This is a genomic window from Methylobacterium sp. 275MFSha3.1 (genome assembly GCF_900108435.1).
Taxonomy (GTDB): domain Bacteria; phylum Pseudomonadota; class Alphaproteobacteria; order Rhizobiales; family Beijerinckiaceae; genus Methylobacterium.
The window spans coordinates 48,890-75,865 of the sequence record NZ_FNWP01000010.1 but is presented as its reverse complement, the minus strand read 5'-3'; the positions used below and the strand labels follow the sequence as shown (position 1 = coordinate 75,865).

The 26,976-nt window shown below is 72.9% G+C and carries 29 protein-coding genes; 14 read left to right on the top strand and 15 right to left on the bottom strand.

Annotated elements, in window-relative coordinates; all coding sequences use genetic code 11:
* Positions 1 to 7 precede the first annotated feature (7 nt).
* Positions 8 to 1,225 carry a TIGR03862 family flavoprotein gene (locus BLW78_RS13735; RefSeq protein ID WP_091680266.1) on the bottom strand — a complete coding sequence of 406 codons (1,218 nt, stop codon included), beginning with the start codon at positions 1,223 to 1,225 and terminating at the stop codon, positions 8 to 10.
* A 256-nt stretch (positions 1,226 to 1,481) separates the two neighbouring features.
* Between BLW78_RS13735 and BLW78_RS13730 the strand changes: the two genes are divergently transcribed.
* Entirely contained in the window at positions 1,482 to 3,017 is a 1,536-nt protein-coding gene (locus BLW78_RS13730) for an MDR family MFS transporter (RefSeq protein WP_091680265.1), read from the top strand.
* A 271-nt stretch (positions 3,018 to 3,288) separates the two neighbouring features.
* Positions 3,289 to 4,323 carry a TerC family protein gene (locus tag BLW78_RS13725; protein WP_091680263.1) on the top strand — a complete coding sequence of 345 codons (1,035 nt, stop codon included), beginning with the start codon at positions 3,289 to 3,291 and terminating at the stop codon, positions 4,321 to 4,323.
* Between the two features lie 24 nt (positions 4,324 to 4,347).
* Here BLW78_RS13725 and BLW78_RS13720 read toward each other — a convergent pair whose 3' ends face one another.
* The 3 genes from BLW78_RS13720 to BLW78_RS13710 all read right to left on the bottom strand — a co-directional run bounded on the left by BLW78_RS13720 (position 4,348) and on the right by BLW78_RS13710 (position 6,262).
* Positions 4,348 to 5,103 (bottom strand): N-acetylmuramoyl-L-alanine amidase, encoded by a 756-nt coding sequence (locus BLW78_RS13720; protein ID WP_091680261.1) that lies wholly within the window; start codon positions 5,101 to 5,103, stop codon positions 4,348 to 4,350.
* Positions 5,100 to 5,840, bottom strand: coding sequence for a TerB family tellurite resistance protein (locus BLW78_RS13715; protein ID WP_091680260.1), 741 nt, complete (start codon positions 5,838 to 5,840; stop codon positions 5,100 to 5,102). The genes BLW78_RS13720 and BLW78_RS13715 overlap by 4 nt, the downstream gene beginning before the upstream one ends.
* A gap of 152 nt (positions 5,841 to 5,992) precedes the next feature.
* A complete protein-coding gene (locus BLW78_RS13710; RefSeq protein ID WP_012318984.1) occupies positions 5,993 to 6,262 on the bottom strand; it encodes a hypothetical protein in 270 nt (89 codons plus the stop codon).
* 251 nt (positions 6,263 to 6,513) lie between these two features.
* Here BLW78_RS13710 and BLW78_RS13705 point away from each other — a divergent pair, with 251 nt between their 5' ends.
* Positions 6,514 to 7,215, top strand: a complete 702-nt coding sequence (locus BLW78_RS13705) for an urease accessory protein UreE (protein ID WP_091680258.1) — start codon at positions 6,514 to 6,516, stop codon at positions 7,213 to 7,215.
* Between the two features lie 95 nt (positions 7,216 to 7,310).
* Here the strand turns inward: BLW78_RS13705 and BLW78_RS13700 are convergent, their stop codons facing one another.
* The 3 genes from BLW78_RS13700 to BLW78_RS31360 all read right to left on the bottom strand — a co-directional run bounded on the left by BLW78_RS13700 (position 7,311) and on the right by BLW78_RS31360 (position 8,300).
* A complete protein-coding gene (locus tag BLW78_RS13700; protein WP_091680428.1) occupies positions 7,311 to 7,736 on the bottom strand; it encodes a GFA family protein in 426 nt (141 codons plus the stop codon).
* Between the two features lie 164 nt (positions 7,737 to 7,900).
* A complete protein-coding gene (locus tag BLW78_RS13695; protein ID WP_091680256.1) occupies positions 7,901 to 8,116 on the bottom strand; it encodes a hypothetical protein in 216 nt (71 codons plus the stop codon).
* Between the two features lie 13 nt (positions 8,117 to 8,129).
* Positions 8,130 to 8,300 carry a hypothetical protein gene (locus BLW78_RS31360; RefSeq protein ID WP_157862090.1) on the bottom strand — a complete coding sequence of 57 codons (171 nt, stop codon included), beginning with the start codon at positions 8,298 to 8,300 and terminating at the stop codon, positions 8,130 to 8,132.
* Positions 8,301 to 8,622: 322 nt separating this feature from the next.
* Here BLW78_RS31360 and BLW78_RS13690 point away from each other — a divergent pair, with 322 nt between their 5' ends.
* Positions 8,623 to 9,498, top strand: coding sequence for an SDR family oxidoreductase (locus BLW78_RS13690; protein ID WP_091680254.1), 876 nt, complete (start codon positions 8,623 to 8,625; stop codon positions 9,496 to 9,498).
* Positions 9,499 to 9,566: 68 nt separating this feature from the next.
* Here BLW78_RS13690 and BLW78_RS13685 read toward each other — a convergent pair whose 3' ends face one another.
* The 3 genes from BLW78_RS13685 to motA form a co-directional block, all read right to left on the bottom strand.
* Positions 9,567 to 11,177, bottom strand: coding sequence for a methyl-accepting chemotaxis protein (locus BLW78_RS13685; RefSeq protein ID WP_244526939.1), 1,611 nt, complete (start codon positions 11,175 to 11,177; stop codon positions 9,567 to 9,569).
* 898 nt (positions 11,178 to 12,075) lie between these two features.
* Positions 12,076 to 12,936 carry a flagellar motor protein MotB gene (locus tag BLW78_RS13680; RefSeq protein WP_056532644.1) on the bottom strand — a complete coding sequence of 287 codons (861 nt, stop codon included), beginning with the start codon at positions 12,934 to 12,936 and terminating at the stop codon, positions 12,076 to 12,078.
* Between the two features lie 22 nt (positions 12,937 to 12,958).
* A complete protein-coding gene (motA, locus tag BLW78_RS13675) occupies positions 12,959 to 13,822 on the bottom strand; it encodes a flagellar motor stator protein MotA (protein WP_020092314.1) in 864 nt (287 codons plus the stop codon).
* A gap of 206 nt (positions 13,823 to 14,028) precedes the next feature.
* Here motA and dusA point away from each other — a divergent pair, with 206 nt between their 5' ends.
* Positions 14,029 to 15,171: a tRNA dihydrouridine(20/20a) synthase DusA gene (gene dusA, locus BLW78_RS13670; RefSeq protein ID WP_348272443.1), complete on the top strand. Its 1,143-nt coding sequence runs from the start codon at positions 14,029 to 14,031 to the stop codon at positions 15,169 to 15,171.
* A 21-nt stretch (positions 15,172 to 15,192) separates the two neighbouring features.
* On the opposite strand, the gene BLW78_RS13665 is transcribed toward dusA, so the two are convergent.
* From BLW78_RS13665 to cobS, 3 genes are read right to left on the bottom strand one after another with little or no spacing between them, the layout of a single operon-like run.
* On the bottom strand, positions 15,193 to 15,885 hold the full coding sequence (locus BLW78_RS13665) for a retropepsin-like aspartic protease family protein (protein WP_091680249.1): 693 nt from the start codon (positions 15,883 to 15,885) through the stop codon (positions 15,193 to 15,195).
* Positions 15,882 to 16,094 carry a DUF1289 domain-containing protein gene (locus tag BLW78_RS13660; protein ID WP_020092317.1) on the bottom strand — a complete coding sequence of 71 codons (213 nt, stop codon included), beginning with the start codon at positions 16,092 to 16,094 and terminating at the stop codon, positions 15,882 to 15,884. The genes BLW78_RS13665 and BLW78_RS13660 overlap by 4 nt, the downstream gene beginning before the upstream one ends.
* Positions 16,095 to 16,146: 52 nt before the next feature.
* Positions 16,147 to 16,980 carry an adenosylcobinamide-GDP ribazoletransferase gene (gene cobS / locus BLW78_RS13655; protein WP_091680247.1) on the bottom strand — a complete coding sequence of 278 codons (834 nt, stop codon included), beginning with the start codon at positions 16,978 to 16,980 and terminating at the stop codon, positions 16,147 to 16,149.
* An 86-nt stretch (positions 16,981 to 17,066) separates the two neighbouring features.
* Here cobS and cobT point away from each other — a divergent pair, with 86 nt between their 5' ends.
* Complete coding sequence (cobT, locus tag BLW78_RS13650; protein WP_091680246.1) at positions 17,067 to 18,107, top strand: nicotinate-nucleotide--dimethylbenzimidazole phosphoribosyltransferase; 1,041 nt, start codon at positions 17,067 to 17,069, stop codon at positions 18,105 to 18,107.
* Between the two features lie 139 nt (positions 18,108 to 18,246).
* Here cobT and BLW78_RS13645 read toward each other — a convergent pair whose 3' ends face one another.
* Complete coding sequence (locus tag BLW78_RS13645; RefSeq protein WP_020092320.1) at positions 18,247 to 19,839, bottom strand: ABC transporter substrate-binding protein; 1,593 nt, start codon at positions 19,837 to 19,839, stop codon at positions 18,247 to 18,249.
* 117 nt (positions 19,840 to 19,956) lie between these two features.
* Here BLW78_RS13645 and BLW78_RS13640 point away from each other — a divergent pair, with 117 nt between their 5' ends.
* From BLW78_RS13640 to queC, 4 genes are all read left to right on the top strand, one after another.
* Complete coding sequence (locus BLW78_RS13640; RefSeq protein ID WP_091680244.1) at positions 19,957 to 20,634, top strand: GntR family transcriptional regulator; 678 nt, start codon at positions 19,957 to 19,959, stop codon at positions 20,632 to 20,634.
* Positions 20,635 to 20,738: 104 nt separating this feature from the next.
* Positions 20,739 to 21,692 carry a dihydrodipicolinate synthase family protein gene (locus tag BLW78_RS13635; RefSeq protein WP_091680242.1) on the top strand — a complete coding sequence of 318 codons (954 nt, stop codon included), beginning with the start codon at positions 20,739 to 20,741 and terminating at the stop codon, positions 21,690 to 21,692.
* 100 nt (positions 21,693 to 21,792) lie between these two features.
* Positions 21,793 to 22,149, top strand: a complete 357-nt coding sequence (gene queD / locus BLW78_RS13630; RefSeq protein ID WP_020092323.1) for a 6-carboxytetrahydropterin synthase QueD — start codon at positions 21,793 to 21,795, stop codon at positions 22,147 to 22,149.
* Entirely contained in the window at positions 22,139 to 22,858 is a 720-nt protein-coding gene (queC, locus tag BLW78_RS13625; protein ID WP_091680241.1) for a 7-cyano-7-deazaguanine synthase QueC, read from the top strand. The genes queD and queC overlap by 11 nt, the downstream gene beginning before the upstream one ends.
* On the opposite strand, the gene BLW78_RS13620 is transcribed toward queC, so the two are convergent.
* On the bottom strand, positions 22,845 to 23,411 hold the full coding sequence (locus BLW78_RS13620) for a TetR/AcrR family transcriptional regulator (RefSeq protein ID WP_042673639.1): 567 nt from the start codon (positions 23,409 to 23,411) through the stop codon (positions 22,845 to 22,847). The genes queC and BLW78_RS13620 overlap by 14 nt on opposite strands.
* Before the next feature lie 159 nt (positions 23,412 to 23,570).
* Between BLW78_RS13620 and BLW78_RS13615 the strand changes: the two genes are divergently transcribed.
* From BLW78_RS13615 to panB, 4 genes are all read left to right on the top strand, one after another.
* Complete coding sequence (locus tag BLW78_RS13615) at positions 23,571 to 24,533, top strand: quinoprotein relay system zinc metallohydrolase 2 (RefSeq protein WP_091680239.1); 963 nt, start codon at positions 23,571 to 23,573, stop codon at positions 24,531 to 24,533.
* A gap of 42 nt (positions 24,534 to 24,575) precedes the next feature.
* Positions 24,576 to 25,430: a quinoprotein dehydrogenase-associated SoxYZ-like carrier gene (locus BLW78_RS13610; RefSeq protein ID WP_091680237.1), complete on the top strand. Its 855-nt coding sequence runs from the start codon at positions 24,576 to 24,578 to the stop codon at positions 25,428 to 25,430.
* Positions 25,431 to 25,432: 2 nt separating this feature from the next.
* Positions 25,433 to 26,029, top strand: coding sequence for a rhodanese-like domain-containing protein (locus tag BLW78_RS13605; RefSeq protein WP_056532682.1), 597 nt, complete (start codon positions 25,433 to 25,435; stop codon positions 26,027 to 26,029).
* Between the two features lie 123 nt (positions 26,030 to 26,152).
* Positions 26,153 to 26,971 carry a 3-methyl-2-oxobutanoate hydroxymethyltransferase gene (gene panB / locus BLW78_RS13600; RefSeq protein ID WP_020092329.1) on the top strand — a complete coding sequence of 273 codons (819 nt, stop codon included), beginning with the start codon at positions 26,153 to 26,155 and terminating at the stop codon, positions 26,969 to 26,971.
* The last annotated feature ends 5 nt before the right edge of the window (positions 26,972 to 26,976 follow it).

Sequence of the window (26,976 nt, the reverse complement as noted above, 5' to 3'; positions counted from 1 at the left end):
GGGCGGGTCAGCCGCCGGTCTCGCGCAGCCAGTCGAGCATCCCGGCGGCGGCCGACCGGCCGCCCGCGAAGGCGCCCTGGAGGAGGTAGCCGCCGGTCGGCGCCTCCCAGTCGAGCATCTCGCCGGCCAGGAACAGGCCGGGATGGGCGCGCAGCATGGACCGCCCGTCCAGCGCGTCGAGCCGGACGCCGCCCGCCGTCGAGATCGCCCGCTCGATCGGCGCGGAGGCGGTGAGGGTGATGGGCGCCGCCTTGATCAGCCCGGCGAGGGCCCCGGGCTCCGCCGGGAGGGCGGCGCCGGCCGCCTCGCGCAGCAGCCCCGCCGCCGCGGGCGCGAGGCCCGCGGCCTTGCGCAGCCGGGTCGCGGCCGAGTCGCCCGGCCGGGCGCCGGACAGGCGGCGGGCGAGGGCGTCCCGGGTCAGGTCCGGGCGGAGATCCACGACGAGCCGCGCGCTGCCCCCGGCCGCGATCGCCTCGCGCAGGACGCGCGAGAGGGCGTAGACCGCCCCGCCCTCGAGGCCGGCCTCCGTGATCACGGCCTCGCCCCGCACCGTGGTGCCCGCGCAGGTGAGCGCCACCCGCTTCAGCGGCGCGCCGGAGAACCGCTCCCGGAACAGGTCGGACCACGCCGCCGCGAAGCCGGCATTGGCCGGACGCAGGGGCGACACCGCCACGCCGAGCCCCTCGAGGAGCGGCACCCAGCGCCCGTCCGAGCCGAGGCGCGGCCAGCTCGCCCCGCCCAGCGCCAGCAGGGTGGCGCGCGGCCGGATGTCCAGGGGACCGTCCGGGGTCTCGAAGCGCAGGCCCTCGGCGATCCCCGTGAGCCGGTGGCGGGTCCGGATCCGGACGCCGAGGCGGTCGAGCCGCGCCAGCCACGCCCGCAGCAGAGGCGAGGCCTTGAAGCTGCGCGGGAAGACGCGCCCGCTCGTGCCGACGAAGGTCGGCTCGCCGAGATCCCCGCACCACGCCCTGAGCGCGTCGGGCGGGAAGGCCGCGATGGCCGCGTCGAGGGCGCCGCGCGGATGGTAGCGGGCGAGGAACTCAGCCCGCGCCTCGCCGTGGGTGATGTTGAGGCCGCCGCGCCCGGCGATCAGCAGCTTGCGGGCGACCGACGGCATGCGCTCGTAGACCGTGACCGCGCGGCCGGCCTCGCCCAGCACCTCGGCCGCGGCGAGCCCGGCGGGCCCCCCGCCCACGATGGCGATTGCGTCCCTGTCATCCGGCATGGGGCGGGAGAGCGACAGCCCGGCACCCTCTGTCAAGGGCGAAGGTCGGATCGGCGCCGGGCGCCATGGGCCGGCCTCCGGCGTTGCGCTAGGAAACGGACACGCCCGAACGCACGTTCTTCCCGATCCCGGGCGCTGCGGTTACCGATGCACCGGCCCGCGACCGCGGCCCGCCCGCGCCCCCCTCATGCCGCCCCAGGCCCCGTCCGCCCCGGACGGTCGGCCGGCACGGTCCGGATCAGAGGCTCTCAGACACGTGGCCAGTCCCGTCGCCGTCACCGAGATCCAGCCGCAGGCCCAGGCGCGGCCCGCCCCGCAGGCCGCGCTCAGCCCCGGCGAGATCCGCGCCATCGTCTACGGGCTGATGACCGCGATGCTGCTCGCGGCCCTCGACCAGACCATCGTGGCGACCGCCATGCCGACCATCGGCCTCGACCTCGGCGACGCCGCGAACCTGCCCTGGATCGTCACCGCCTACCTGCTGGCCTCCACGGCGGTGACCCCGCTCTACGGCAAGCTCAGCGACATCCACGGCCGGCGGGTCATGCTGCTGATCGCCATCGCGACCTTCGTGGTCGGCTCGCTCGCCTGCGCGCTCGCGCCCACGATGGTGGCGCTGGCGCTCGCCCGAGGTCTCCAGGGTGTCGGCGGCGGCGGGCTGATCGCCCTGGCGCAGACCATCCTGGCCGACATCATGTCGCCCAAGGAGCGGGCGCGCTACCAGGTGGTGATCGCGGGCGTGTTCGTGACGGCCTCGGTGGCGGGGCCGCTGCTCGGCGGCCTCTTCGCCCAGCACCTGCACTGGTCCCTGATCTTCTGGATCAACCTGCCGATCGGCGTCCTCGCCTTCGCGCTCACCAACGCCAACCTCAAGCGCCTGCCCCGCCACGAGCGCCGCCACCGGCTGGACTATCCCGGCGCCGCCCTGATGGTGGCGGGCTCCGTCACCCTCCTGCTGGCCCTGAGCTGGGGCGGGGTGCGCTATCCCTGGGACTCGGCGCCGGTCCTCGCCCTCCTCGCCGGGGCGGCCGTGCTGGGCGGCGCCTTCGCGGCGCGGCTCGCCACGGCGGCCGAGCCGCTGATCCCCACGGAGGTGCTCAAGGACCGGGTGGTCTACAGCGCGACGCTGGCCGCGTGCTTCGCCATGGGCACCTTCATCGGGCTCACGATCTACGTGCCGATCTTCCTCGAAGGGGTGATCGGACTCTCGGCGAGCGAGTCCGGGGTGGCCCTGGTGCCGCTGATGATCGGCACCGTCACGGGCGCGACCCTGTCGGGCCGGTCGATGCTGCATTTCCGGCACTACAAGCGCGTGCCCCTGGCGATGATGTGCGTCAGCCTCGCCTGCTGCGCCACCATCGCCTGGCAGGGCCGGGCACTGCCCTTCTGGCTCATGGAGGTGCTGTTCGCGCTGCTCTCCATGGGGATCGGGACGATCCTCCCGCTCTCGACCATCTCGATCCAGAACGCGGTGGAGACGCACCAGCTCGGCATCGCCACCGCCGCGATGAACTTCTTCCGCTCCCTCGGCGGGGCGCTGATCGTGGCGGCCTTCGGCACGATCGTGCTCGGCGGCGCCGCCGGCGGGGCGGGGGGAGGGGCCCACGACGTGGAGAGCCTGATCCGCGGCGCGGACCCGGCCCAGCTCGCCCTGACCTTCCGCCACGTCTTCCTGGCCGCCTGCCTCGGCCTGCTCGGGGCCTTCACGTTCCTGGCGCTGATGGAGGAGCGGCCCCTGCGCGAGCGCACGTCGCCCAGGATGGCCGCCGAGACCCCGGAGGCCTCCGCCTGACGGCCTCGCGGCACCGGACGCGTTCCCTCAACCCCCGCGTTCCCGTCCGGGACCGGAGGTCGCCCCGACACGCGCGCCCGCGTCGCATCGGGGCCACGGGGGCCGGAGATCGTCACCGGCCCGCGCACCGCCCGGGCATCTTGCCCTTGATTCGCCCGGATCACCCCTTACGTCGGCCCCATCGGCTGCGGGCCCCTCTGGCGGGCGCTCCTCAGCGCCCGTGATGTCGGAGCCGATGCTTTCCATTTGGAATCAGCATCAGGTCCCGCACATGATGGACGTCCTCACCGTCGAATGGCTCGGCAAGCCGTTGTGGATGTGGCTCGGGTTCCACGTCCTGATCGCCTGCCTGCTCGCCTTCGACCTCGGGCTCCTCCACCGCGACAAGGAGCACGAGATCGGCGTCCGGGAGAGCCTGCTGCTCACCGGCTTCTACCTCGCCCTCGGCCTCGCCTTCGGCGGCTGGATCTGGTGGTATCTCGGACCGTCTTCCGCCGAGGAGTACGTCACCGGCCTCGTGGTCGAGAAGTCGCTGTCGATGGACAACGTCTTCGTCATCGCCATGATCCTCACGGCCCTGGGCATCCCGCGGGCGGCCCAGCACCGGGTCCTCCTCTGGGGCATCCTGGCGGCCGTGGTGCTGCGCGGCCTGATGATCGGGCTCGGCGCCGCCCTGGTGCACGAGGTGCACTGGGTGCTCTCCCTGTTCGCCGCCTTCCTGATCTACGCCGGCCTGAAGATCCTGATCGCGGGCGACGAGGAGGAGGGCGACTTCCAGAACAGCGCCGTCGTGCGCTGGTTCAAGACGACCTTCCGGGTCACACCCGACCTGCACGGCCAGCGCTTCACCGTGCGCAAGACCGACCCGAAGACCGGCAAGGTCGCCCTGTACTTCACACCGCTGGCCCTCGCCCTGGTGCTGGTGAACGGCGCCGACGTGATCTTCGCGGTCGACAGCGTGCCGGCGATCTTCGCGATCACCACCGACACGTTCGTGGTCTACACCTCCAACATCTTCGCGATCCTGGGCCTGCGCGCCCTCTACTTCGCCCTCGCCGCGATGGTCGACCGGTTCGCCTACCTGAAGACGGCCCTCGCCTTCATCCTGATCTTCATCGGCGCCAAGATCGTGGTCGCCGACACGTTCGAGCTCGTCCACGTGCAGCCCTGGGTCTCCCTGGTGGTGACCCTGACGCTGCTGGCGGCCGGCGTCGTCTACAGCCTCTGGCGGACCCGGACCGACGCGCCGGTCGCGCCGGCCCCTGAGGCCGGGCACCCCCGTGAGGCCCGGGCCCACCGCGCCTGAGGGGGCCCGGCGGGCGCCCGGCCCTCAGGCCGGCGGCAGCGCCGCGATCAGGTCGCGCAGGGTGGTGATGGTCGAGGCGTCGGCCACGCCGTCCACCCGCGCCGGGCGGAAGTGGCGCTGGAACGCGGTGACCACCGCCTGGGTGCGCGCGTCGAACAGCCCGGTCACCGGCAGGTCGTAGCCGTAGAGCGCGAACATCGCCTGCAGCGCCTCGACGGGCTGGCCGGCATCGCCCCGCGCGAAGAACCGGCCGTCCTGGAGGTGCGCGGGGGGCACGCGGTGGCCCACCCCTGCCGCCGCCAGACGGTCCCACGGGAAGATCTCCCCCGGATCCTCCTTGCGCTCGGGCGCGACGTCGGAATGGGCGAGCACCCGCTCCGGCGGGATCGGCCAGCGGCCGAGGATGTCCCGGGCCAGCGCGATCACCGCCTCGACCTGGGCCTCCGGGTAGGGCGGCAGGCCGCCGGCATGGCCCGGATGGACGATCTCGATCCCGATCGACCGGGAATTGACGTCCGTCTCGCTCTTCCAGGCGCCGGCGCCGGCGTGCCAGGCCCGGCGGGCCTCCGGCACCATCTGGACGATCCCGCCATCCTCGAACACGAGGTAGTGCGCCGAGACCTCGCTCAGCGGGTCGCGCAGGCGCGCGAGGGCGGCGGCCCCGCTGTCCATCCCGGTGTAGTGCAGGATCAGCATGTCGAGCGGCCCCGCGCGGCGGGCGCCGTGGTTCGGCGAGGGCGCGACGCGGCGGGCGAGGGGGCTGTCGGGGGTCAGGCTCACCGCAGCCCGCGCTCCTGCGCGATCCGGTCATAGGCGGCGTTGATCGCGGCGAGCCGCCGCGTGGCGATGGCCACCGCCTCCGTCGGCAGGCCGCGGGCGAGCGCCCGGTCCGGGTGGTGCTCGGCCACCAGCGCCCGGTGGCGGGCCTTCACGGCGGCGTCGTCCGCCTCGCGGTCGAGCCCGAGGACGCCGTAGGGATCGTCCGGCAACCGCACGTGGCGGGCGGCGATGCGCCGGAACGCCGCCTCGTCGAAGCCGAAGATGCCCGAGACCGCGCGCAGGTAGCGATCCTCGGCCTCGTGCAGCGCCCCGTCGGCGCCGGCGATCTGGAACAGGCCGTCGAGCACGTCCTCGAGGAGCGCCGGCTCGTCGCCGAAGGTGGTCGCCAGTTGCTGGGCGTAGGCCTCGAAGCCGTTCGTGGTCTTCTTGGCGAGGTCGAACAGGCGCTCGACGCCCGCCCGCGCGGACGGCTCCACCTGCACGACCCGGCCGAACGCCTCGACCTCCGAGGGCAGCACGACGCCGTCGGACTTGGCCATCTTGGCGGCGAGCGCCACGAGTCCGGTGGTGAACACGACGTCGCGCGGCGTCCGCCCGAAGGGCGCGCCGACGCGGTCGAGCAGGAAATGACCGGCGACCCCGCCGATCAGCGCCCCGAGGGGGCCGCCGATCGCGAGGCCGAATCCGGCGCCGCCGAGCTTGCCCCAGACGCCCTGAGTCTTGGTCGCCTGAGTCATGGGACGACCGGTCCCGGCGCTGATCCTCGGCTCGGCTCTGTCATCGGCGGCGGCGGGGTTCCGGCACCGGGACGGGCCCGGCCGAGCGACGGGATAGCCGCTCCGCACGCCGCGAGGAAGGGCCGGGACGCGCCCGGCCCTTCCCCTTCAGCTTAGCGGCAGTACACGTTGCCGTAGGCGTCGCGATAGGTGCCGTAGGGGCAGCGCGGCGCGGTCGAGGCGCCCACGATGGCGCCGCCGGCGCCGCCGATCGCGGCACCCGCCAGGGCACCGCCCGCGCGGCCGGTGGCCGCCGCGCCGATCGCGGCACCGGTCAGGGCGCCGAGGCCGGCGCCGCCCAGAGCCCGGTCCTCCGGGGTGTTGCAGCCGGCGAGCGAGAGGGCGGCGATGGTGGCGATGGCGGCGGCCGTCAGCTTCTTCATGGTCCCCAGAACTCCCTTGTGAATCCGGTCCGGCCGGTGGCCGTGATCGTTGCGGATCGGGTCGAGCTTAGCAGGAAAGGAATGTCGGCCATACGGCTAAGGTTCCATCGGCCGCGAGACGCGTTGCGAGACGAGTTGCGCCCGGTTCCCGTCTCGCCCTATGCCACGTTCGGAGGCGCTCCGGCCGCGGTGCCGCGACGCCCTATCCGGCACCACGCCCGGCACCAGTCCGGCACATGTCCGAGGGTCCCATGCCGACAGCCACCACGATCGTCCGCCGGGCCGCGGTCCGCGCCGACCGCGTCGCCGACACGGTGACCCTCGACCGCGCGGGCCGGGCTGCCGTCGCCGGATCCCTGGTCGCCGAGGGCGGCCTCGGCTTCGACGTCGCGCTCACCAAGGCCGCGGCGCTCGAGGACGGCGACGCCCTGCGCCTCGACGACGGCCGGCTCGTCGCGGTGCGGGCGGCCGCCGAGGATCTCCTGGAGGTGCGCACCGAGAATCCGGCCCGCCTGCTGCGCCTGGCCTGGCAGCTCGGCGGCAGCCACGTGGACGCCGAGATCGGCGCGGACGTGCTCTACGTGCCGGCGACGCCCGCCGCGGCCGAGCTGGTGCGCGGGCAGGGCTGCGTCGCGATCCCGGTCTCCCGTGCCTTCCGTCCCGAGCAGGCCGCCCACGATCACAGCACCTGTGGGCACGATCACGGGCACGACCATCACGCCCACCATCATCACGACCACGGGCATGAGCACGGCCATGACCACGGGCATGACCACGCCCACGCGCACGATCATGGGCACAGCCACGATCACGGGCACGAGAAGCACGGCCACGATCATGTCCACGGTCACAGCCATGATCACAGCCATGATCACGGCCATGATCACGAGCACGGGCACCAGAAGCACGGCCACGTGCACGGTCCCGGCTGCAGCTGCGGCCACGATCACTAGCGGTTGAGCCGGGCCCGATCGGGGATCCCGCACCGGGCCCCGACCGCGGACGGTCCGCCGCCGTCACGCGGCCCTCACGCAGCCCTACGCGGCCGTCACTCTGCCGGGACGAAGCGCAGCGTGCCGGCGCGCCGCGTGGGCTGGCCGGTGTCGTTCGTGTGATTGACGCCATCCATCACCGGGACCGCCGGAAAGTCGAAGGGACTGACCCCGTCCAGGCAGGCCACGTTGACGGCGTGGACGTTCGGGTCCGACCGCCGCTGATGGTGCGTGTAGACGCCGCAGCGGGAGCAGAAGAAGTGCTGCGCCGCCCCGGTATGGAACCGGTAGGTCGTCAGCGCCTCCGCCCCCTCCAGGATCCTCACCCCGCCCGGCCGCGCCATGACGACGACGGCACCGCGCATGCGGCAGTAGGAGCAGGTGCAGCGTCGGATCGACGCGAGATCCCCGTCGAGGGCCGCCTCGAAGCGCACCGCCCCGCAGTGGCAGCGTCCGGACCGGGTCGTCGCGTCGTCCGCCATGGTGCTGGGCATCCCGTGCGTTTTCCTGCGATCGGGCGCGGCGGCGGAGCCGGCCGGCACCTCGAACCCTAAGTTTCCGGCACCGTGCGGACAATCACCATGTCCTCACACGATGTGTCAGGAAAACTCACCCAGGGTCTCCGGCGGGCCGAGATCCCTGCCGGTCACAGGCGCTTCGGGACGGGCCTGAGGCAGTAGAGGCGCGCCGCCTCGGCGGACAGGCTGTCCTGGGCGGCCACGCACTGGTCGAGGGTGAGGCCGATGCTGGCCGCGTAGGGCTCGTTGGGCGACAGCGCCGCGCGGGCGAGGGCCGCCAGGTACAGCAGGAACGCCGCGACCGCGACGACCAGCGCGGCGACGAGGACGCGATTCAGCAGCATCGGCGGCCACCGCTCACGGGATCCCGACCAGCAGCAGCGCGAGCGCGAGCACCGTGAGTCCCGCTCCGATCAGTGTCACGGCGGTGTAGTCGCGTCCGGACCGCCGCGCGGGCGCGCGACCGGGCCGGATCGTGATCCGCGCCCCGGATCCCTGCGCGGGACCCGGATCCCCGGGCTGGCTCACTGCAGCAGGCCCCACAGGCCCGTCGCCAGTCCGAAGGTGAGCGAGAGCATCGCTGCGCAGAGCAGGACCCGGTCGATCACGCGGGCGGCCCGATCCTCCGGCTGAACGTCGATCATGGCGGGACCTCCTCGCGGCCAGAGTGACGAGCGGCTGTTGCTGACCTGTGTCGGCCCCTCGCCGGCACACGGGTTCGTGTTGTCCGCGAGGGGGGAAGGGCGGCGGGCGGCCTCGAACGGGGCTGTGCCGGCGGGGCGCGGCGCCAGGGCACCGGAACACCCGGGATGCCGTGCGGTTGGACCGGCATCCCCATCGGAGACGACGCGTGACCACGGATCCGCTGCACAAGTATCCCCGCCCGCCCTTCGCGGCGCAGCCCCAGAGCTTCCCCGGCAAGACCGGCCGCATGGAGCCCGAACCCGACCACGGCGAGGCGAGCTACAAGGGCTCGGGCAAGCTGACCGGCCAGGCCGCGCTGATCACCGGCGGCGATTCCGGTATCGGCCGCGCGGTCGCCATCGCCTTCGCCCGGGAAGGGGCCGACATCGCCATCTCCTACCTGCCGGACGAGCAGGCCGACGCGGAGGCGGTCGCCCAGTGGGTCGAGAAGGCGGGTCGGCGGGCGCTGCTCCTGCCGGGCGACCTCAAGGACGCCGCCTACGGGCGCCAGATCGTCGCCCGCACGGTCGAGACGTTCGGGCGCCTCGACGTGCTGGTCAACAACGGCGCGTTCCAGCAGCCGAACGAGGACCTCGCCGCGATCGACGACGCCGTGTTCGAGGACCATTTCCGCACCAACGTGTTCGGCGCGTTCTACGTGACCAAGGCGGCGCTCGCCCATCTGAAGCCCGGCGCCTCGGTGATCTTCACCTCCTCGGTGAATTCCAAGCACCCGATGCCGTCGCTCATGGCCTACAGCGCCACCAAGGGCGCCCTGAGCAACATGGTGCTCAGCTTGGCCCAGCTCCTCGCCGAGAAGGGCGTGCGCGTGAACGGCGTGCTGCCCGGGCCGATCTGGACCCCGTTCATCCCCTCCGGGATGAGCCAGGATTCGGTGAAATCCTTCGGCAGTCAGGTTCCGTTCGGCCGGCCCGGACAACCGGCCGAACTCGCCTCGGCCTACGTGATGCTGGCCTCCGAGGAGAGCAGCTACACGTCGGGCGCGCTCGTCACGGTGGCCGGGGCCATGCCGGTGTTCTGACGCGCCTCTCCCGCGCGTTTCACGGACAGGCCCCGCGGCAGCTGCGCCCGTCCGGGGCGACGGCGCGCTCAGGCGGCGCGCATCTCGACGAGGAAGCGCATCACCTCGGCGCGCAGGGCCTCGGCGCTGCGGCAGACGTCGCCGGCCGCGGCACCGACCTCCCCGGCCACGCGGTGCGTCGCCTCCGCCGCCGACGAGGCCGAGACCACGTTCGCGCTCACCGCGTCGGTCCCCCGGGCGGCCTCGTCGATGTTCTGCGAGATGTGCCCGGTGGCGAACCGCTGCTGCTCGACCGCCGCCGCGATCGCGCTGGCGATCGCGTTCATCGTGTCGACGGTCCTCCCGATCGAGTGGACCGCGCCGACCGCCTCCGTCGTCTCGCCCTGAATCGCCGCGATCTGCGCGGTGATCTCCTCCGTGGCCTTCGCGGTCTGCCCGGCCAAGCCCTTCACCTCGGCGGCGACCACCGCGAAGCCGCGCCCCGACTCGCCCGCCCGCGCCGCCTCGATCGTGGCGTTCAGCGCCAGCAGGTTGGTCTGCTCGGCGATCGCCGAGATGATCCGCACGACTTCCCCGATCCGCTCCGCCGCCCCGGCGAGGCCGCGGATCTGCCGGTCGGTCCGCTCCGCCTCGCTCACCGCCTGACCGGCGATCGCGGCCGACTTGGTGACCTGCCCGCCGATCTCGCCGATCGAGGCGGACAGCTCCTCGGTCGCCGCCGCCACCGTCTGCACGTTGGCGGCGGCCTGCTGCGCCGCCCCGGCGGCCGAGCCGGCCTGCCGCGACGCCTGCGCGGCGGTGTCGGCCATCGCCCGACAGGCCTCCCGCATGCCGGCCGCGGCGGTGTCGACCCGTGCCAGGAGCTGGCTCGCCTCGGTGTCGAAGCTGCGGGTCACCGCCTCCATCCACTGGGCCCGCTCCTGCCGACGCTCCTGCTCGGCGCGCTGCTCGGTCGACAGGGTCCGCGCCTCGATCATGCTGTCCCGGAACACGCCGGCGGCCTCGGCCATCTGGCCGATCTCGTCGCGCCGGCCGAGACCCGGGATGGCGACGTCCGTCGCGCCGCCGGCGAGGCGGCGCAGGGCGGCCGTGAAGGCGCTCAGGGGGCGGGTGATGCTGCGCGCCAGCAGGAACCCGACCAGCCCGATCCCGATCGCGAGGGGGATCAGCCAGAGCAGGGTGGTGACCATCCGCGCCCGGTCCAGGGCGTGGATGTCGTCCACGTACAGGGCCGAATTGATGACCCATTGCCAGGGCTCGTAGGCGAGCGAGTAGGCGACCTTCGGGGCGGGCTCGGTCTCGCCGAGGCGGGCCCAGCGGTACTCGGTGAAGCCGCCGCCCTCCCGGGCGTGCTGGATCATCGTCCAGACGAAGGTCTTCTTCATCGCCGCGTCGTCGCGGGACCGCGTGCCCTCGATCTTGGGATCGGGATGCACGACGTTGCGGCCGATGTTGCCCGGCTCCGAGCTGTAGACGAAGACGTAGTCGCCGCCGTTGTAGCGCATGGCCCGCAGCGCCTCCGCCGCGCGCCGCCGCGCCTCGTCGGCCGAGACGGCGCCGGCCTCCGCCTGCCGGGCGAACGCCGCCACGATGCCGTGCGCCGACTCGACCTGGGCGCGGATGGCGGCCTTGCGCCCCTCCATCATCACCGCGGCGACGGACGAGACCTGGACGCCCACGATCGATATGAATGCCAGAAGGATGCTACTGATAAGACAAAATATCTTTCTACCGATCGTCATATCAAATATTCCTAACTATAAATAAAGCTACACCGCGAAGCTCGCGGATCGAATCAACTGTCCTTCGGCGCCGCGCCCCCCGATCATCTGCCGAACATTGGAATAATTCCATTCCGGCCACACATGTGAGATATGCTTCATCGCGCTCCCGGTGGAGCGGTCGGCCGGGACGATCGACCTCGTCGCGGACGGTCTCGTGCCGCCGTCGCACGGCCCGCGGGCGCCGATCGGCGTGCCGGACGCGCCCACCGCGCTGCCGGAGCGGGCGAGGCAGGAACACGACGTTCGAGAGGCGCACGCCGCGCGACACGCGGCGGGCCAGCGAGCCGCCGGTCGTCCACGCCCGCCCGTCGACCGCGCTCGACCGGCTGCTCCGGGCGGCCTGCAGCCGGTCCGCTTCCGGGAGTCAGGGCGGGGGAGGCGGGTTGCGCGCAGGTCCCGGCGGTGAATCGTCGGACGCTGTCGCGCCCCGTGGAGCGCGAGGCGCGCGGCCCGACCGCGACATCGATTTCCGGCGTCCCGGCCGAGAGGATGCCCGGGGCTGACCCGGATCGCGCCGGTGCGGCCTCGAACCCGGAGGCTCCGAGCGCGGCGAGCTCAGGGATCGCGGTGCCGCTCGCGGGCGACGCGCGCGCCGCCGCGCCGTCAGCCTACCGCCTCGGCGCGGCGCGGGCGCTCGGCCCGGTCGCGGGCCACCCGCGCCGCCTCGACACCGCGCGCCGGAAGCGACGCGGCGGCGCGCGGTCCCGCGCGGAGCGCGTGACGCGCCGCGGTGACGTGAGGCGGCATCGACGGCGCGCCGCGTCGCGGTCCCACGCGGCGCGCCGCTCCGGCGTCAGCGGAGAAGGTTCGGGGGCACCGGCGGGCTCGCGTTGAGCAGCGTGATCGTCACCCGCCGGTTCGGCGCGAGATAGGGATTGTCCGGGAAAACCGGCTCCGTGTCGCCGCGTCCCGACACGGAGGAGAAGTTGTCGTTGGGAACCCCGGCACCCGACAGGACCTCGCGCACGGCGAGGGCACGCCCGGCGGAGAGGTTCCAGGGCTCGCCGGCCCGCGTCGAGCCCGGGCGCGCGACGGCCGTGTAGCCGGTGATCGACAGGCGGTTGGGCAGCCGCCGGATGGCGGGCGCGAGGGCCTCCAGCACGCGACGGGTGCGGTCGTAGGGCTCGACGGACCCCTCGCGGAACATGGAGCGGCCGTCCTGGTCCACGAGGGAGACGTTCACGCCCTCCTTGGTCTGCTCGATCACGATGTTCTTCGACAGTTCGGCGATGTCGGGCATCGTCTGGAGCGCCTGCCGGAGGCTGGCTATGGCGCTGAAATTGGCCTCCACGTTGGCGACCGGGCGGCTGGCATCGACGTCGCTGACGCGCCCCGGGCTGGTCGGGCGCGTGATCTCCTCCCGCTCGGCGGAGCCCCGCTCCGCGTCGCGGGGCGTGGACGGCTTGTTGCCGGACGTGTCGAGGGCGGTCCCGTACAGGATTCCGCCGGCGCCGCTGGTCGCAGGGCTCAGAGCCGCCGGCGAGAAGTACTCCGCCAGGCCGATCTTCTGCTCCTGCGTCGTCATGCTGATCAGCCACATCAGCAGGAAGAACGCCATCATGGCGGTCACGAAGTCCGCGTAGGCGATCTTCCAGGCCCCGCCGTGGTGGGCGTGGGCGGCCTTCTTGACCTTCTTGATGATGATCGTCGCCATGGACTCCCTCCCGGATGTCGGATCAGCTCTGGGCGGGCAGAGCGGCGGTCGCCGCTTCCACTTCGTTGAAGGTCGGGCGGACGTCGCTCATCAGGGACTTGCGGGCGAACTCGACCGCCATCACAGGCGGCTGGCCGGCGATGTGGGCGAGCAGCCCCGCCTTGAGCGAGAGATAGTACTTGGACTCGGCCTCGAAGAGGCTCTTGAGCGACTGCGCCATGGGCCCGAAGAAGCCGTAGGCCACGAAGACGCCGAAGAAGGTGCCGACGAGCGCGCCGCCGATCAGGTGTCCCAGCACCTCCGGCGGCTCCTTGATCGCCCCCATCGTCTTGATCACGCCGAGCACGGCGGCGACGATGCCGAGCGCCGGCGTCCCGTCGGCGAGCGACTGCATGGCCGAGACGACGCGCTCCTGCTCCTGATGGTGCGTCTCCAGCTCCTCATCCATGAGCGCGTCGATCTCGTGGACGTTGTTGGCGCCCAGCGTCACCATGCGCATGTAGTCGCAGACGAACTCGACCGCGTGGTGGTTCGCCGCGAAGGTCGGGAAGGCGTTGAACAGCGTCGACTCGCCCGGATCCTCGATGTGCGGCTCGAGCGCCATCGCACCCTTCTGCTTCGCGAGCTTGAACAACGAATACTGCATTCCCAGCAGCTCGACATAGGATTGCTGGTTGTACTTGGGGCCCTTGATCAGCGTGCCCAGCATGGCGGGCACGGCCTTGAGCACCGGCCCGGTGTTGCCGATGACGAAGGCGCCGATCGCCGCCCCCAGGATGATGACGAACTCGAACGGCTGCCACAGGACCAGCAGATGGCCGCCCATCGCCGCGTAGCTGCCGAAGACGCAGGCGAAGACGATCACTGTGCCGACGATCAGCCGCATGATGTGCCATCCTTGCGCGGCGGCAGATGCACCCCGCGCGACGCTACCAATGACCTGGGAAATCACTGATCTTGGTTAACGGCGCGTTTAGAGCCGCGGCGGCGCGCCGGTCGACGGTCCGGGCCCCGCGGTGAACCGTGCCGTCTCTTTTGACGACGATCCGGGCGTGATACCCCGTCGTCCCGTGCTTCCCCGCGGACTCGACGATGGTCCCCATCGCGCCCCCGCGGTGGGACCGGACGGGGCCGAGCGGGCACGCCACAGCCGGATTCCGAGCAGTCCGACGCCCGATGGGGCATCGCCGAGGTACAGCACGAGAGCGACAGCAAGTGATTGCCGCAACGGAAGAACCCAGAACTCTCAGTGGATGGCGCTTCTCCGTCGCCCCGATGATGGACTGGACGGACCGCCACTGCCGGGCGTTCCACCGGTCCCTCTCGGCGCGCGCCCGCCTCTACACCGAGATGGTGACGACCGGCGCGGTGCTGCACGGGCCGCGGGAGCGCCTGCTCGGCTTCGCGGAGATCGAGCACCCGGTGGCGGTCCAGCTCGGCGGCTCGGACCCGGCGGACCTGGCGCGGGCCGCCCGGATCGCCGCGGATCTCGGCTACGACGAGGTCAATCTCAACGTCGGCTGCCCCTCGGACCGGGTGCAGGAGGGCCGCTTCGGCGCCTGCCTGATGCGCGAGCCGGCCCTGGTCGGCGACTGCGTCGCCGCCATGAAGGCCGCGGTCTCCGTGCCGGTGACGGTGAAGTGCCGGATCGGCGTCGACGACCAGGACCCCGAGGCGGCGCTCGACACCCTGGCCGACGCCGTGGTGGCGGCGGGCGTCGACGGGCTGATCGTCCACGCCCGCAAGGCGTGGCTCCAGGGACTCTCGCCCAAGGAGAACCGGGACGTGCCGCCCCTCGATTACGGCCGCGCCGCGCGGCTGAAGCGGCGGCTTCCCGGCCTGCCGATCGCGGTCAACGGCGGCCTGCGCGACCTGGATTCCGCGCGGGCGCGGCTCGCCGAGGTCGACGGCGTCATGGTCGGCCGCGCCGCCTACACCGAGCCGGCGCTCCTGCTCGGGGTCGATCCCGACCTGTTCGGCGTGCCGGCCCCGGCCCCCGACGCCTTCGCGGCGGTCGCGGCGTTCGAGCCCTACATCGCCGCGTGCCTCGCCCGGGGCGAGCGCCTCCACGCGGTCACCCGGCACATGCTCGGCCTGTTCAACGGCCGGCCGGGCGCGCGGGCCTTCCGGCGCCACCTCTCGACCCACGGGATGCGCCCGGAGGCCGACCTCGCGACCCTGCGGGAGGCGGTGGCGCTGGTCTCCCGCGCCGCCCCCGAGGCCCGCGCCGCCTGAGCGCCTTGCGCGGCGGCCCGGTCAGGGCCGGCGCAGGATCAGGCGGTCGCCCCGGACCTCGTAGCCGGAGAGCCGCGACAGGAAGGTCTGGCCGAGGAGGTTCGCCGAGAGCGCGCCCGGCTTGGCCACCATGGCGTTGACGCGCCGCTCGGTGATCGTCCCGACGCTGAGCGAGTCGAGCTGGGTCGGCGCCGCGTAGGTGATGCCGTTGGCGGTGGAGACGCGGGCGGTGAACTCGGAGGGCGCGGGCGTGAGCCCCAGCGCGGCGGCGTTCTCGGCGGTGAGCACGACGCTGCTCGCCCCGGTATCGAACAGGAAAGGCTGCACCCGGCCGTTGACCAAGGCGTCGACCCGGAAATCGCCGTCCGCCCGCCGGGTGACCGTGACGGCGCCGTCGCCGCTCGAGGTCGCGCTCCCCGGCCGGAGATCGCCGAGCACCCGGGCGCCGACATCCTGGATCCGGTCGCGGTAGCTGTAGCCGATCACCAGGGCGAGGCCGATCAGCGCCCAGGCCAGGAGCGCCTGCAGGTTCGCGCCGAGCCGGGCGGTGAATTGCCGCCAGAACCCGGCCACCACCAGGAGCAGGATCGTGCCGGTCCAGGCGAGGTTCGCCAACTGGTCGGGCTCGATCACGCCGCCGACCCTGTCGCTGCCGTCGCTGAGGACCAGGGCGACGAGAACCAGGGCGAGGGCCGCGAGGCCGAGATAGATCATGACGGCAGCGGCGCTTCCAGGGGGGTGAGGCCGGCGGCCCGCATCCGGGCGCCGAGCCCCGCCATCACGGCGCGGCGCCGGTCCTCCGACAGCGAGCCCCAGGCGGCGATCTCGTCGCGGGTCCGGCCGCAGCCGCAGCACAGGCCGGTCGCGGCGTCGAGGACGCAGACCTTGGTGCAGGGCGAGGAGGGTTTCGGCGCGGGCGGCATCGGTGATCCTTGGCCGGGGGATCGTGGCCGGGTCAAGACGCGGCGGCCTCCCTCAATCCGCCACGCCCGCCGTCGCCGCCACCAGGGCCAGCAGGGCGGCGATCTCCGCGACCTGCTGGCAGGCGCCGATGACGTCGCCGGTCTGGCCGCCGATCCTGGCGCGCGCCAGCCGGGTCAGGCCCAGGGCCGCGAGGCCGGCGCACAGGATCATCAGCGCGACGCCGCCGAGGGGCAGGCCGAGGGGCACGGCGCCGAGCGCCAGCACCGCGCCGAGGCCGAGCGCGGTGGCGAGACTCGCCCGGCCCGGGCGGCCGACCGAGGCGGAGAGGCCGCCCGGCCGCGCCGGCGCGAGCAGCACCATCGGGGCGAGGGCGGCGACCCGCGACAGGGCGGCCGCCAGGATCAGGCCGGTCACGGCCGCGTGGCCGATCCGGTCGAGGAGCGTCGCCAGGGCGCCGATCCGCAGGGCCAGCGCCAGGACCAGGGCGGCGCCGCCGTAGGCCCCGATCCGGCTGTCGCGCATGATCTCCAGGCGGCGCTCCCGCGTGGCGCCGCCGCCGAACCCGTCGGCGACGTCGGCGAGCCCGTCCTCGTGGAGGGCGCCGGTCGCCACCACGGCGACCGCCACCGCGAGGGTCGCGGCCAGGAACGGCCCGAGCCCGACGGCCCAGCCGGCCGCCAGCACCAGGGCGGCGGGCAGCGCCAGGATCAGGCCGGCCAGCGGCAGCATCCGCGGCAGGGTGGTGAAGTCGGGGCTCCGGTGCGGGTCCGGCTCGCCGGGCAGTTGCGGCACCGGCAGGCGGGAGTAGAAGCGCAGGCACCCGGCGAGGTCGTAGAGGGCGCCGCGCCCGGGCCAGTCGGCCTCCCCGCCGGTCTGCCTGTCCATCGCGGCCTCTCGCATCCGCCCGCCACCGCGCGCCGCTCCCGTATAGTCTCCCCGTCCGGAGGCGCCCACAGGAAATCATCGCCGCCATGACCGATTCGACGACCGCTCCCGAACCCGGCCCCTTCGACGACATCCGCAACCTGCTGAAGGCGATGCCGGGCCCCGACGCGGAGGCGAAGGAAGCCGTCGCGGCCCGGGACGCGACCCTGACGAAGCCCGCCGGTTCGCTGGGACGCCTGGAGAGCCTCGTGACGTGGCTGGCGGCGTGGCAGGGCAAGGCACCGCCGAGCTTCGACCGGCCGCTGGTCTGCGTCTTCGCCGGCAGCCACGGGGTCACGCGCCGCGGCGTCTCGGCCTTCCCGGACGCGGTCAACCGCCAGATGCTCGACAACTTCGCCGCCGGGGGCGGGGCGATCAACCAGATCTGCGCGGCCTACGGCCTCGGCTTCAAGGTGTTCGACCTCGCCCTCGACATGCCCACCGGCGACATCGCGGAGGGGCCGGCCCTCGACGAGCGCGCCACGGTCGCCACCATGGCGTTCGGCATGGAGGCGGTGGCCGCCGGCACCGACTGCCTCGGCATCGGCGAGATGGGCATCGGCAACACCACGGTGGCGGCCGCCCTCTACGCCGCCCTGTTCGGCGGCGATCCCGCCCACTGGGTCGGGCGCGGCACGGGAGTCGACCGGGACGGCCTGTCCCGGAAGGTCGCGGCCGTGGAGGCGGCGCTCGCGCACCATGCCGGCCACCTCGACGACCCGCTCCAGGTCCTGGCGCGCCTCGGCGGCCGGGAGATCGCCGCCATGGCGGGGGCGATCCTGGCCGCGCGGCTGCAGCGCATCCCGGTGGTGATCGACGGCTACGTGGCGACCGCCGCCGCGGCCGTGCTGCACGCCGCCGACCCGGGCGCCCTCGACCACTGCCTCGCCGGCCACGTCTCGGCGGAGGGCGCCCACGCGGAGGTTCTGGAGCGGCTCGGGCTGGTGCCGCTGCTGGCGCTCGGCATGCGCCTCGGCGAGGCCTCGGGCGCCGGCATGGCGATGGGCCTGCTGAAGGGCGCGCTCGCCTGCCACACCGGCATGGCGACCTTCGCGCAGGCCGGCGTGTCGGGGAAGGGCGCGGGCTGAAGACGCAGACGCACCCGAGACGCCGCGTCTTCGCGAGCGGAGCGAAGCAATCCAGCGGCGCCACGCCCATCAGCGGCCCGCTGCCCTGGGTTGCTTCGCTGCGCTCGCAAAGACGAACCTTCCTCGGGAGCGCCCAAACTCAGGCGGTCTTCTCGATGTTCCAGAAGAACTGCACCGGCGCCATGACCATGCCCTTGAGCTTCGCGCTGACCGCCATCGGCTGCTGCACGAGGCCCGCGGGGGCGTAGGGCACGACCGCGAAGGCCCGCTCCTCGATGCGCGCGGCGAGCGCCTTCTGCTGCGCCTCGTCGCTGGTGGCGATCCACTCGCTGCGCAGGCCCTCCAGGGTCGGGTCGTCCGGCCAGCCGAACCACGCCGCCTGACCGTTGGCGCGGATCAGCGGGTGGAGCGCCGGGTTCAGCACGTCGGCCCCCGACCAGAGGGTGTGGAACAGCGACCAGCCGCCGGCATCGACCGGCCCGCGGTTGCCGCGGCGGGCGATGAAGCTGCCCCAGTCGGTCGAGACCAGATCGACGTTCATGCCGAGCTGCTTGAGCAGGTCCTGGGTCACCAGCGACTGGTTGTAGGCGATCGGCTGGTCGGCCGGGGCCAGCAGCACCACGCGCTCGCCCTTGTAGCCGGCCTTGGCCAGCATCGCCTTGGCCTTGGCGAGGTCCGCCTGCATGGCCGCGGCCCCGCCGGCCCCGGTCGACATCGGCGAGCCCGGCGTGAAGAAGGTCTTGGCCTCCCGGTAGTATTCTGGGCTGCCGACCACCGCCTGCATGTAGTCGTCCTGCTTCATGGCCATCATCACGGCCCGGCGGATCTCGGGATTGTTGAACGGCGGCTGCGTGTGGTTGAACCGCATCAGCAGGATCAGCCCGAGCGGCACGTTGCGGATCTCGATCCCCGGCTTGCCCTTGAGGACGGGGATCAGGTCGATCGCCGGCTGCTCGTACCAGTCGACCGCCCCCTGGATCATCGCGCCCACCGCCGCCGAGGCCTCGGTGATGGCGAGCCACTCGATCCGGTCGACCTTGGCGACCTTGCCGCCGGCCGCCCAGGAGGGCGCCTCCTCGCGGGGGCGGTAGCCGGCGTGGCGGGTGTAGATCGCGTTCTGGCCCGGGATCCACTCCCGCGCCTCGAAGCGCCAGGGCCCGGAGCCCGTGGCGTCGGCGATCGGCTTGGACGCGTCCTGGAGGGCGACGCGCTCCGGCATGATGAAGGGCACGTTCGAGGACAGCTTGCCGAGCGCCGCCGGGAGCAGGGGGAACGGCTTCTTCAGCGCGACCGTGAAGGTCCGCGCGTCCTCCTGGCCGTACCCCTCCACGAAGCCCGCCAGGGTCTGGCCGAACGCGTCCCGCTTGGACCAGCGCGCGATGGACGCGATGCAGTCCTTGGCCTCGACGGGGGAGCCGTCGTGGAACGTGAGGCCGTCGCGGAGATGGAAGGTCCAGCGCAGGCCGTCGGGCGCGGTCTGCCACTCGCTCACCATCTGCGGCTGGATGCGGAAATTCTCGTCGGTGGCGAACAGCGTGTCGTAGACGAGATAGCCGTGATTGCGGATGACGTAGCTCGTGGCGACGATCGGATCGAGGGACGGCAGGGGCGTCGACGGGATGAAGCGCAGCACGCTGCCGCCGCCGGGCTGGGCCCGGACCAGGTGCGGGAGGCCGAGGCCGGCGGCCGCGCCTGCGGTACCGGCCAGGATCTGGCGGCGGGAGAGCGTCATCGCGGGCACCCTTGTCGTGATCGAGCCCGTTGCCCGATTGATTTTATACAATTTCAACACCGGAGCTCCGCCGTCAAGTGTCCTGCGGGGCATCCGGGCTCGACCGGGAGCGAGACGATGAAGAACCGGACCATCGCGGGCTCGATCGGGACCGAGATCCGGCGGCGCATCCTCGACGGGCGCTATCCGGCCGGGTCGCAGCTCCGGCAGGACGGCCTCGCGGCGGAGTTCGGCGCCAGCCGGATCCCGGTGCGCGAGGCCCTGTTCCAGCTGGAGGCCGAGGGCCTCGTGCGGATCCTGCCCCATCGCGGGGCCATGGTGGCGCCGCTCTCGCCGGCGGACGCGGCCGAGGCCCTCGAGCTCCGGGCCGCCCTCGAGCCGCGCCTCCTGGCCCTCTCGGCGCCCCGCCTGACCGACGACGATTACGCCCGGGCCGACGCCCTGCTGGAGGAGTACGCCGCGGCCCTGCGGGCGGGCGCGACGGCGCGCTGGGGCGCCCTCAACACGGAGCTGCACCTCCTCCTCTACGGCCGGGCGGAGCGCCCCCGCGCCCTCGGTCTGGTCGGCTCGCTGCTGGCCGAGTGCGACCGCTACACCCGCCTCCAGCTCTCCACCGACAGCGCCGAGCTGGAGCGGGCCGACCGCGAGCACCGCGAGATCGTCCGGCTGTGCCGGAACGGCCACGTCTCGGCCGCCTGTGCCCTCCTGACCGACCATATCGACCACGTCGCCGCCGCGCTGATGGCGTTCCTCGGCGCCGCGCCGGCCCCGACCCGCGCGACAGGAATTGTATAAAATCCTTGCCAGACTCGCGCGGCGCTGCCATGGAGAGGCGTGCCGCCCCGCGAGGCCCGCGGGGCCGGCCGGGACGATCCCACCTCCCAGCAGGCGAGCCGGCGATGGCCTTCGATCGACACATCTTCTCCGGCACGATCCCGGCCCTGATGACGCCCTGCCGGCCGGACCGGACGCCCGACCTCGACGCCCTCGCGCGCAAGGGGCGGGAGCTCGTCGATGCCGGCATGTCGGCGGTCGTCTACTGCGGCTCGATGGGCGACTGGCCGCTGCTCACCGACGAGGAGCGGATGGCGGGCGTCGAGCGGCTGCTCGCCGCCGGCGTCCCGGTGATCGTCGGGACCGGCGCCCAGAACCCGAAGCGGGCCGCGGCGCTCGCGGCCCACGCCAAGGCGGCCGGCGCCCACGGCCTGATGATCATCCCGCGGGTCCTGTCACGCGGCAGCTCGGCAGCGGCCCAGGAGGCGCATTTCGGCGGCATCCTGGAGGCGGCCGTCGACCTGCCGTCGGTGATCTACAACAGCCCCTATTACGGGTTCGAGACCCGGGCGGACCTGTTCTTCCGCCTGCGCGCCCGCCACCCGCACCTCGTCGGCTTCAAGGAGTTCGGCGGCGCGGCCTCGCTCACCTACGCGGCCGAGCACATCACCGGCCAGTCGCCCGACATCACCCTGATGGTCGGGGTGGATACCCAGGTGGTGCACGGCTACGTCAATTGCGGCGCCCGGGGCGCCATCACGGGCATCGGCAACGTCCTGCCGCGGGAGGTGCTCCACCTCGTCGCCCTGTGCGAGAAGGCCGCCGCGGGCGACGTGCGAGCCCGGCGCCGGGCCGAGGAACTCGACGCCGCGCTGGCGATCCTGTCGAGCTTCGACGAGGGGACCGACCTCGTCCTCTACTACAAGCACCTGATGGTGCTGGAGGGGAACCCGGAATACGCGCTGCACTTCAACGCCACCGACGCGCTCAGCGCCGGTCAGCGCCACTACGCGGAGACGCAGCTGCGCCTGTTCAAGGCGTGGTACGCACAGTGGTCGGAGGCCGGCGCCGGGGCCTGATCCCCGGGCGCGCCGCCGAACGCAGGGCAGCCCGCCTTTGCGCGGGACCGCCCGTCGGCGCTATGGCGGGGGCGAGATCGGCCACACCCGCGAACCGTCCATGAAGATCACCCAAGCCTTCACCTTCGAGGCGGCCCACCGGCTGCCGAACGTGCCCGAGACCCACCGCTGCCACCGGATGCACGGGCATTCCTACCGGGTCGAGCTGACGGTCGCCGGCCCGGTCGATCCCCACACCGGCTGGGTGATCGACTTCTACGACATCGAGTCGATCTTCGGGCCGCTGCTCGCCCGGCTCGACCACCACTGCCTCAACGAGATCGAGGGGCTGGAGAACCCGACCGCCGAGAACATCGCGGCCTGGATCTGGCAGCGCCTCCGGCCGGACCTGCCGGGCCTCGCGCTCGTGCGGGTCGCCGAGACCCCGATGTCCTGGGCCGAGTACGATGGCGAGTGACGCCGCGATCCAGGGGGACCGCGCCGCGCTGGTGCTGTTCTCCGGGGGCCAGGATTCGGCCACGTGCCTCGCCTGGGCGCTGGACCGGTTCGACCACGTCGAGACCCTCGGCTTCGACTACGGCCAGCGCCACCGGGTCGAGCTCGACCGCCGCGCGGCCCTGCGGGCGGGCACGACCGCCCTCGATCCAGCCTGGGCGGGCCGCCTCGGCGAGGACCACACGCTCGCCCTCGACGCCCTCGGGCAGGTCTCCGAGACGGCGCTGACCCGGGAGGCCGCGATCGGCTACGAGGCGTCGGGCCTGCCCAACACCTTCGTGCCCGGCCGCAACCTCGTGTTCCTGACCTTCGCGGCGGCGCTCGCCTACCGGCGGGGGCTCCGGCACGTGGTCGGCGGCATGTGCGAGACCGACTATTCCGGCTACCCGGATTGCCGCGACGACACCATCAAGGCCCTGCAGGTGGCGCTCAATCTCGGCATGGAGCGGCGCTTCGTGCTGCACACGCCGCTGATGTGGCTCGACAAGGCGCAGACCTGGGAGCTGGCCGAGAGCCTCGGCGGGCGGGCGCTGGTCGACCTGATCGTCGAGGAGAGCCACACCTGCTACCTCGGCGAGCGCGGGCAGCGGCATCCCTGGGGCTACGGCTGCGGCACCTGCCCGGCCTGCCGGCTGCGGGCGGACGGCTACGCCCGGTTCACTGCGGCCTGAGGCCGTCGACCAGCACCGCCAGCGTTCCCCGGAAGGCGTCGGGGCTCGCGAACAGGCGCTCCATCAGGAGCGCCCCCTCCAGGGTGGCGACGACGTAGCGGGCGAGCGCCGCCGGATCCGCGCCGCCGCGCACGCTGCCATCCGCCTGGCCCGCGCGCAGGATGCCCTCCAGCCACGCGAGATGGTCCGCGAAGAAGGCCGCGACGTCCCGGCGCAGGCGCTCGGGCAGGGCCTCGCCCTCGATGGCCAGCGCCGCGCAGAGGCAGCCGAGCCCCTGCTCGACGCCGCCGAGATAGAGCCGCCCGTAGGCCTCGACCCGGCCCGGCCCATCCGGCACGTCCCGGCGGATCGCCTCCAGGGCCGCGGCGTAGCGCGCCGCGTAGGCCGCCACCAGGGCGGCGCCGAGATCGACCTTAGTGGGGAAGTGGTGGTGGATGCTCGCCTTGCGGATGCCCACCGCCGCCGCGAGGTCGGCGTAGCTGAAGCCGGCGAAGCCGCGGCCCCGCACCAGGGTCTCGGCCTGCATCAGCAACTCGGCGCGGGTATCCCTCATCGCGGCGAACGTCGCTCCAAACTCGCCTCCATCATCGCACGAAGTCACGCGAACGTGCGGCCGCGGCGGGGACCGGCTCCCGGCGGCCCCTTGACGGACGATCAATCTACCTACTTAATGGTAGACAATCAAGAACGGGCAAGATCGGGAGGTTTCGGCATGACGGCACGCGCCGTCCATCCGCGGAGGCAGGCCGCCGGGCCGACGCGGCGGCACGCCCTCTTCGCGGGGCTCTGCCTGTGCTGCCTGCCGACGCTGGGCCGCGCCGCCGAGAGCTTCACGATGGAGGAGGTCGGGCCCGGCCTGTACGTGCGCAAGGGCCGGATCGCCGACGCCACCCCCGACAACGCCGACGCCATCGCCAATATCGGCTTCCTCGTCGGCAGGACCGGCGTGGTGGTGACCGAGTCCGGCGGCAGCCTCGCCGACGGCCAGTGGCTGCGCGCCGAGATCGCCAAGCGCACGGACAAGCCGATCACCCACGTGGTGCTGACCCACGTCCACCCGGACCACGTCTTCGGGGCAGGGGCCTTCGTCCAGGACAAGCCGGTCTTCATCGGCCACGCCAAGCTCACCGAGGCCCTGGCGGCCCGGGGCGAGTTCTACCGCAAGCGGCTGATCGACCTGCTCGGCGAGGACCGGACCGGGCCGGTGGTCTACCCGACCATGACCGTCGCCGACACGGCCGAGATCGACCTCGGCGACCGCCGCCTGACCTTCACGGCGCACGGTCCGGCGCACACCACCTCGGACCTGTCGATGATCGATTCCGGCAGCGGCCTGCTGTTCCCCGCCGACCTGCTGTTCGTGAACCGGATCCCCTCCCTCGACGGCAGCCTCAAGGGCTGGCTCGCCGAGATCGAGCGGCTGAAGGCCATGGGTCCCGCCCGGGCCGTCCCGGGCCACGGCCCCGTCGCGGTCGACCTCGCCCCGGCGCTCGCCGACCTCTCCGGCTACCTGACCGCCCTGCGCGACGGCACCCGGGCGGCGATCGCCAAGGACGTGCCCATCGAGAAGGCCGTGACCAGCGTCGCGGCGGACCAGCGCGACAAGTGGGCCCTGTTCGACACCTACAACGGCCGCAACGTCACCGTGGCCTACCAGGAACTCGAGTGGGAATAGGTTTTCAGGATCCCCATATCCAAGCCAATCGGGAGGCACGCCATGACGCACAGGATCGGACAGACCTTCATCGGACAGACCTTCTCCAGCCTCGCCCTCGGCCTCGTCCTGGCGACGACGGCGCTGTCGGGACCGCTCGCCGGCGCCGCGCGGGCGGCCGGCGCCTCCGACACCGATCAGGAGCGGGCGGCCCGCTGGCAGGAGATCGCCAAGTCGATCTTCGGCGACCGCCAGATTGCCCCGACCGACAGCCTCGTGAAGATCGAGGCGCCCGCCCGGGCGCTCGACGCCGCCCTGGTTCCGATCACCCTGACCATGCCCAAGGACGGGCAGATCAAGGCGGTCTCGCTGATCATCGACGACAACCCGGCGCCCTACGCGGCCAAGTTCGAGTTCGGGCCGGCCGCCGACCCGGCCGAGCTGAAGCTGCGCGTGCGGGTCAACAACTACACCGACATGCACGCCGTGGTGGAGACCATGGACGGCAAGCTCTACGAGGCCAAGCAGTTCGTGAAGGCCTCCGGCGGCTGCTCGGCCCCGATGGGGATGAGCGACGAGGAGGCCATGAAGGGCATGGGCGACATGCGCATGAAGTTCGCCGAGACGGCGGCCGGCAAGCCCGTGGAGGCGACGCTGATGATCCGCCACCCGAACTTCTCTGGCATGCAGATGAACCAGGTGACCCGCGACTACACGCCGGCGCGCTACATCGACAAGCTCACCGTCTCGGCGGGCGACCGGAAGGTCTTCACCATGACGGGCGACATCTCGATCGCCTCGAACCCGGTGATCAACTTCGCGTTCAAGCCGGACGGCAAGCCGATCCAGGTGGCGGCCTCCGACAACCAGGGCGGCCAGTGGCAGCACAGCTTCACCGCGCCGAGCCCGACGAACTGACCATGCGGCGCCTCCTCCTGACCGGCCGGGCCGCGGCGGCCTGCGCCGCGCTCCTCTGCCTCGCCGCGGCGCCGGCCGATTCGCCGGTGAACGTGCCCGAGCCGGAGGGGCTCTACGCCGGCCCTCCGAAGGGCTACACGCCGCCGACCCTCAAGGGCGCAGCGGTGGTCGACGCCGACGCCGTCGCCGCCCTGATCGCCGGCCCCGACAAGCCGGTGCTGCTCGACGTGGCGGCGCCGGACCGCAAGCCGTCGAACTTCCCGGAGGGCCGCCTCTGGCTGCCGGTGCATCCGTCGATCCCCGGCGCCGTCTGGATGCCGGAGGCCGGCGCCGAGCCCCTGGCGCCGGCGCGCGAGGCGCTCTTCTACGCCCGCGTCGCGGCGCTGACCGGGGGCGACAAGGCGAAGCCCGTCGTGGTGTTCTGCCACGTCGAGTGCTGGGGCAGCTGGAACGCCGCCAAGCGGCTGGTGCTGAAGGGCTATACCGGCGTGCGCTGGTTCCCCGAGGGCGTCGAGGGGTGGCAGGAGATGCACGAGACCGCGAACCTGACGGTCGATCCGGACTGGAAGGCGGGCGCCGAGCCGCAGGCGGGGCGCTGACCCGCATCGCCGGGCATTGTAAGAGACGCCGCGGAACGAGGCTCGCGTGGCGGGGCGCGCCCTCTCCCGGGCGGGAGAGGGGGCCCGCGCCGCGTCCCGAGTGGCCGGAATGAGGTCTGAACCATGTCGCAGGTCGTGCAGTCCCGACGGCTCCGGGCGGTCGATATCGGCAAGCGCAAGGCCGAGGGGCGCAAGATCATCGCGCTCACCGCCTACCACGCCCACACGGCCGGCATCGTCGATCCCTATTGCGACTTCATCCTCGTGGGCGATTCCCTCGGCATGGTGATGCACGGGATGGAATCGACGATCCCCGTGACCCTGGAGATGATGATCCTCCAGGCCCAGGCGGTGATCCGCGGCACGCAGAAGGCGCTGGTCGTGGTCGACATGCCGTTCGGCTCCTACGAGGCGAGCCGGGAGCAGGCCTTCCTCAGCGCCTCCCGGGTTCTCAAGGAGACCGGCGCCGGCGCGATCAAGATGGAGGGCGGCGCCCATTTCGCCGAGACGGTGGCGTTCCTCGTCCAGCGCGGCGTGCCGGTGATGGGCCATATCGGCCTCACCCCGCAGGCGGTGAACACGATGGGCGGCTTCAAGGTCCAGGGCCGGGCCCCCGACGACGAGCGCCGCCTCCTGGAGGATGCCCGCGCCATCTCGGAGGCCGGCGCCTTCGCGATCGTGCTCGAGGGCATCGTCGAGCCGGTGGCGCGGGCGATCGCGACCTCCCCCCAGGTCACCGCCGCCACGATCGGCATCGGCGCCTCGGCGGTCTGCGACGGCCAGATCCTGGTGCTGGAGGACATGCTCGGCCTGTCCGAGCGCACGCCGAAATTCGTGCGCCAGTTCGGGAGCCTGCGGACCCACATCGAGGACGCCGTGAAAGCCTACGCGGACGAGGTCCGGGCCGGCCGGTTCCCGGCCGACGACCACACCTACGGGTAAGGCAG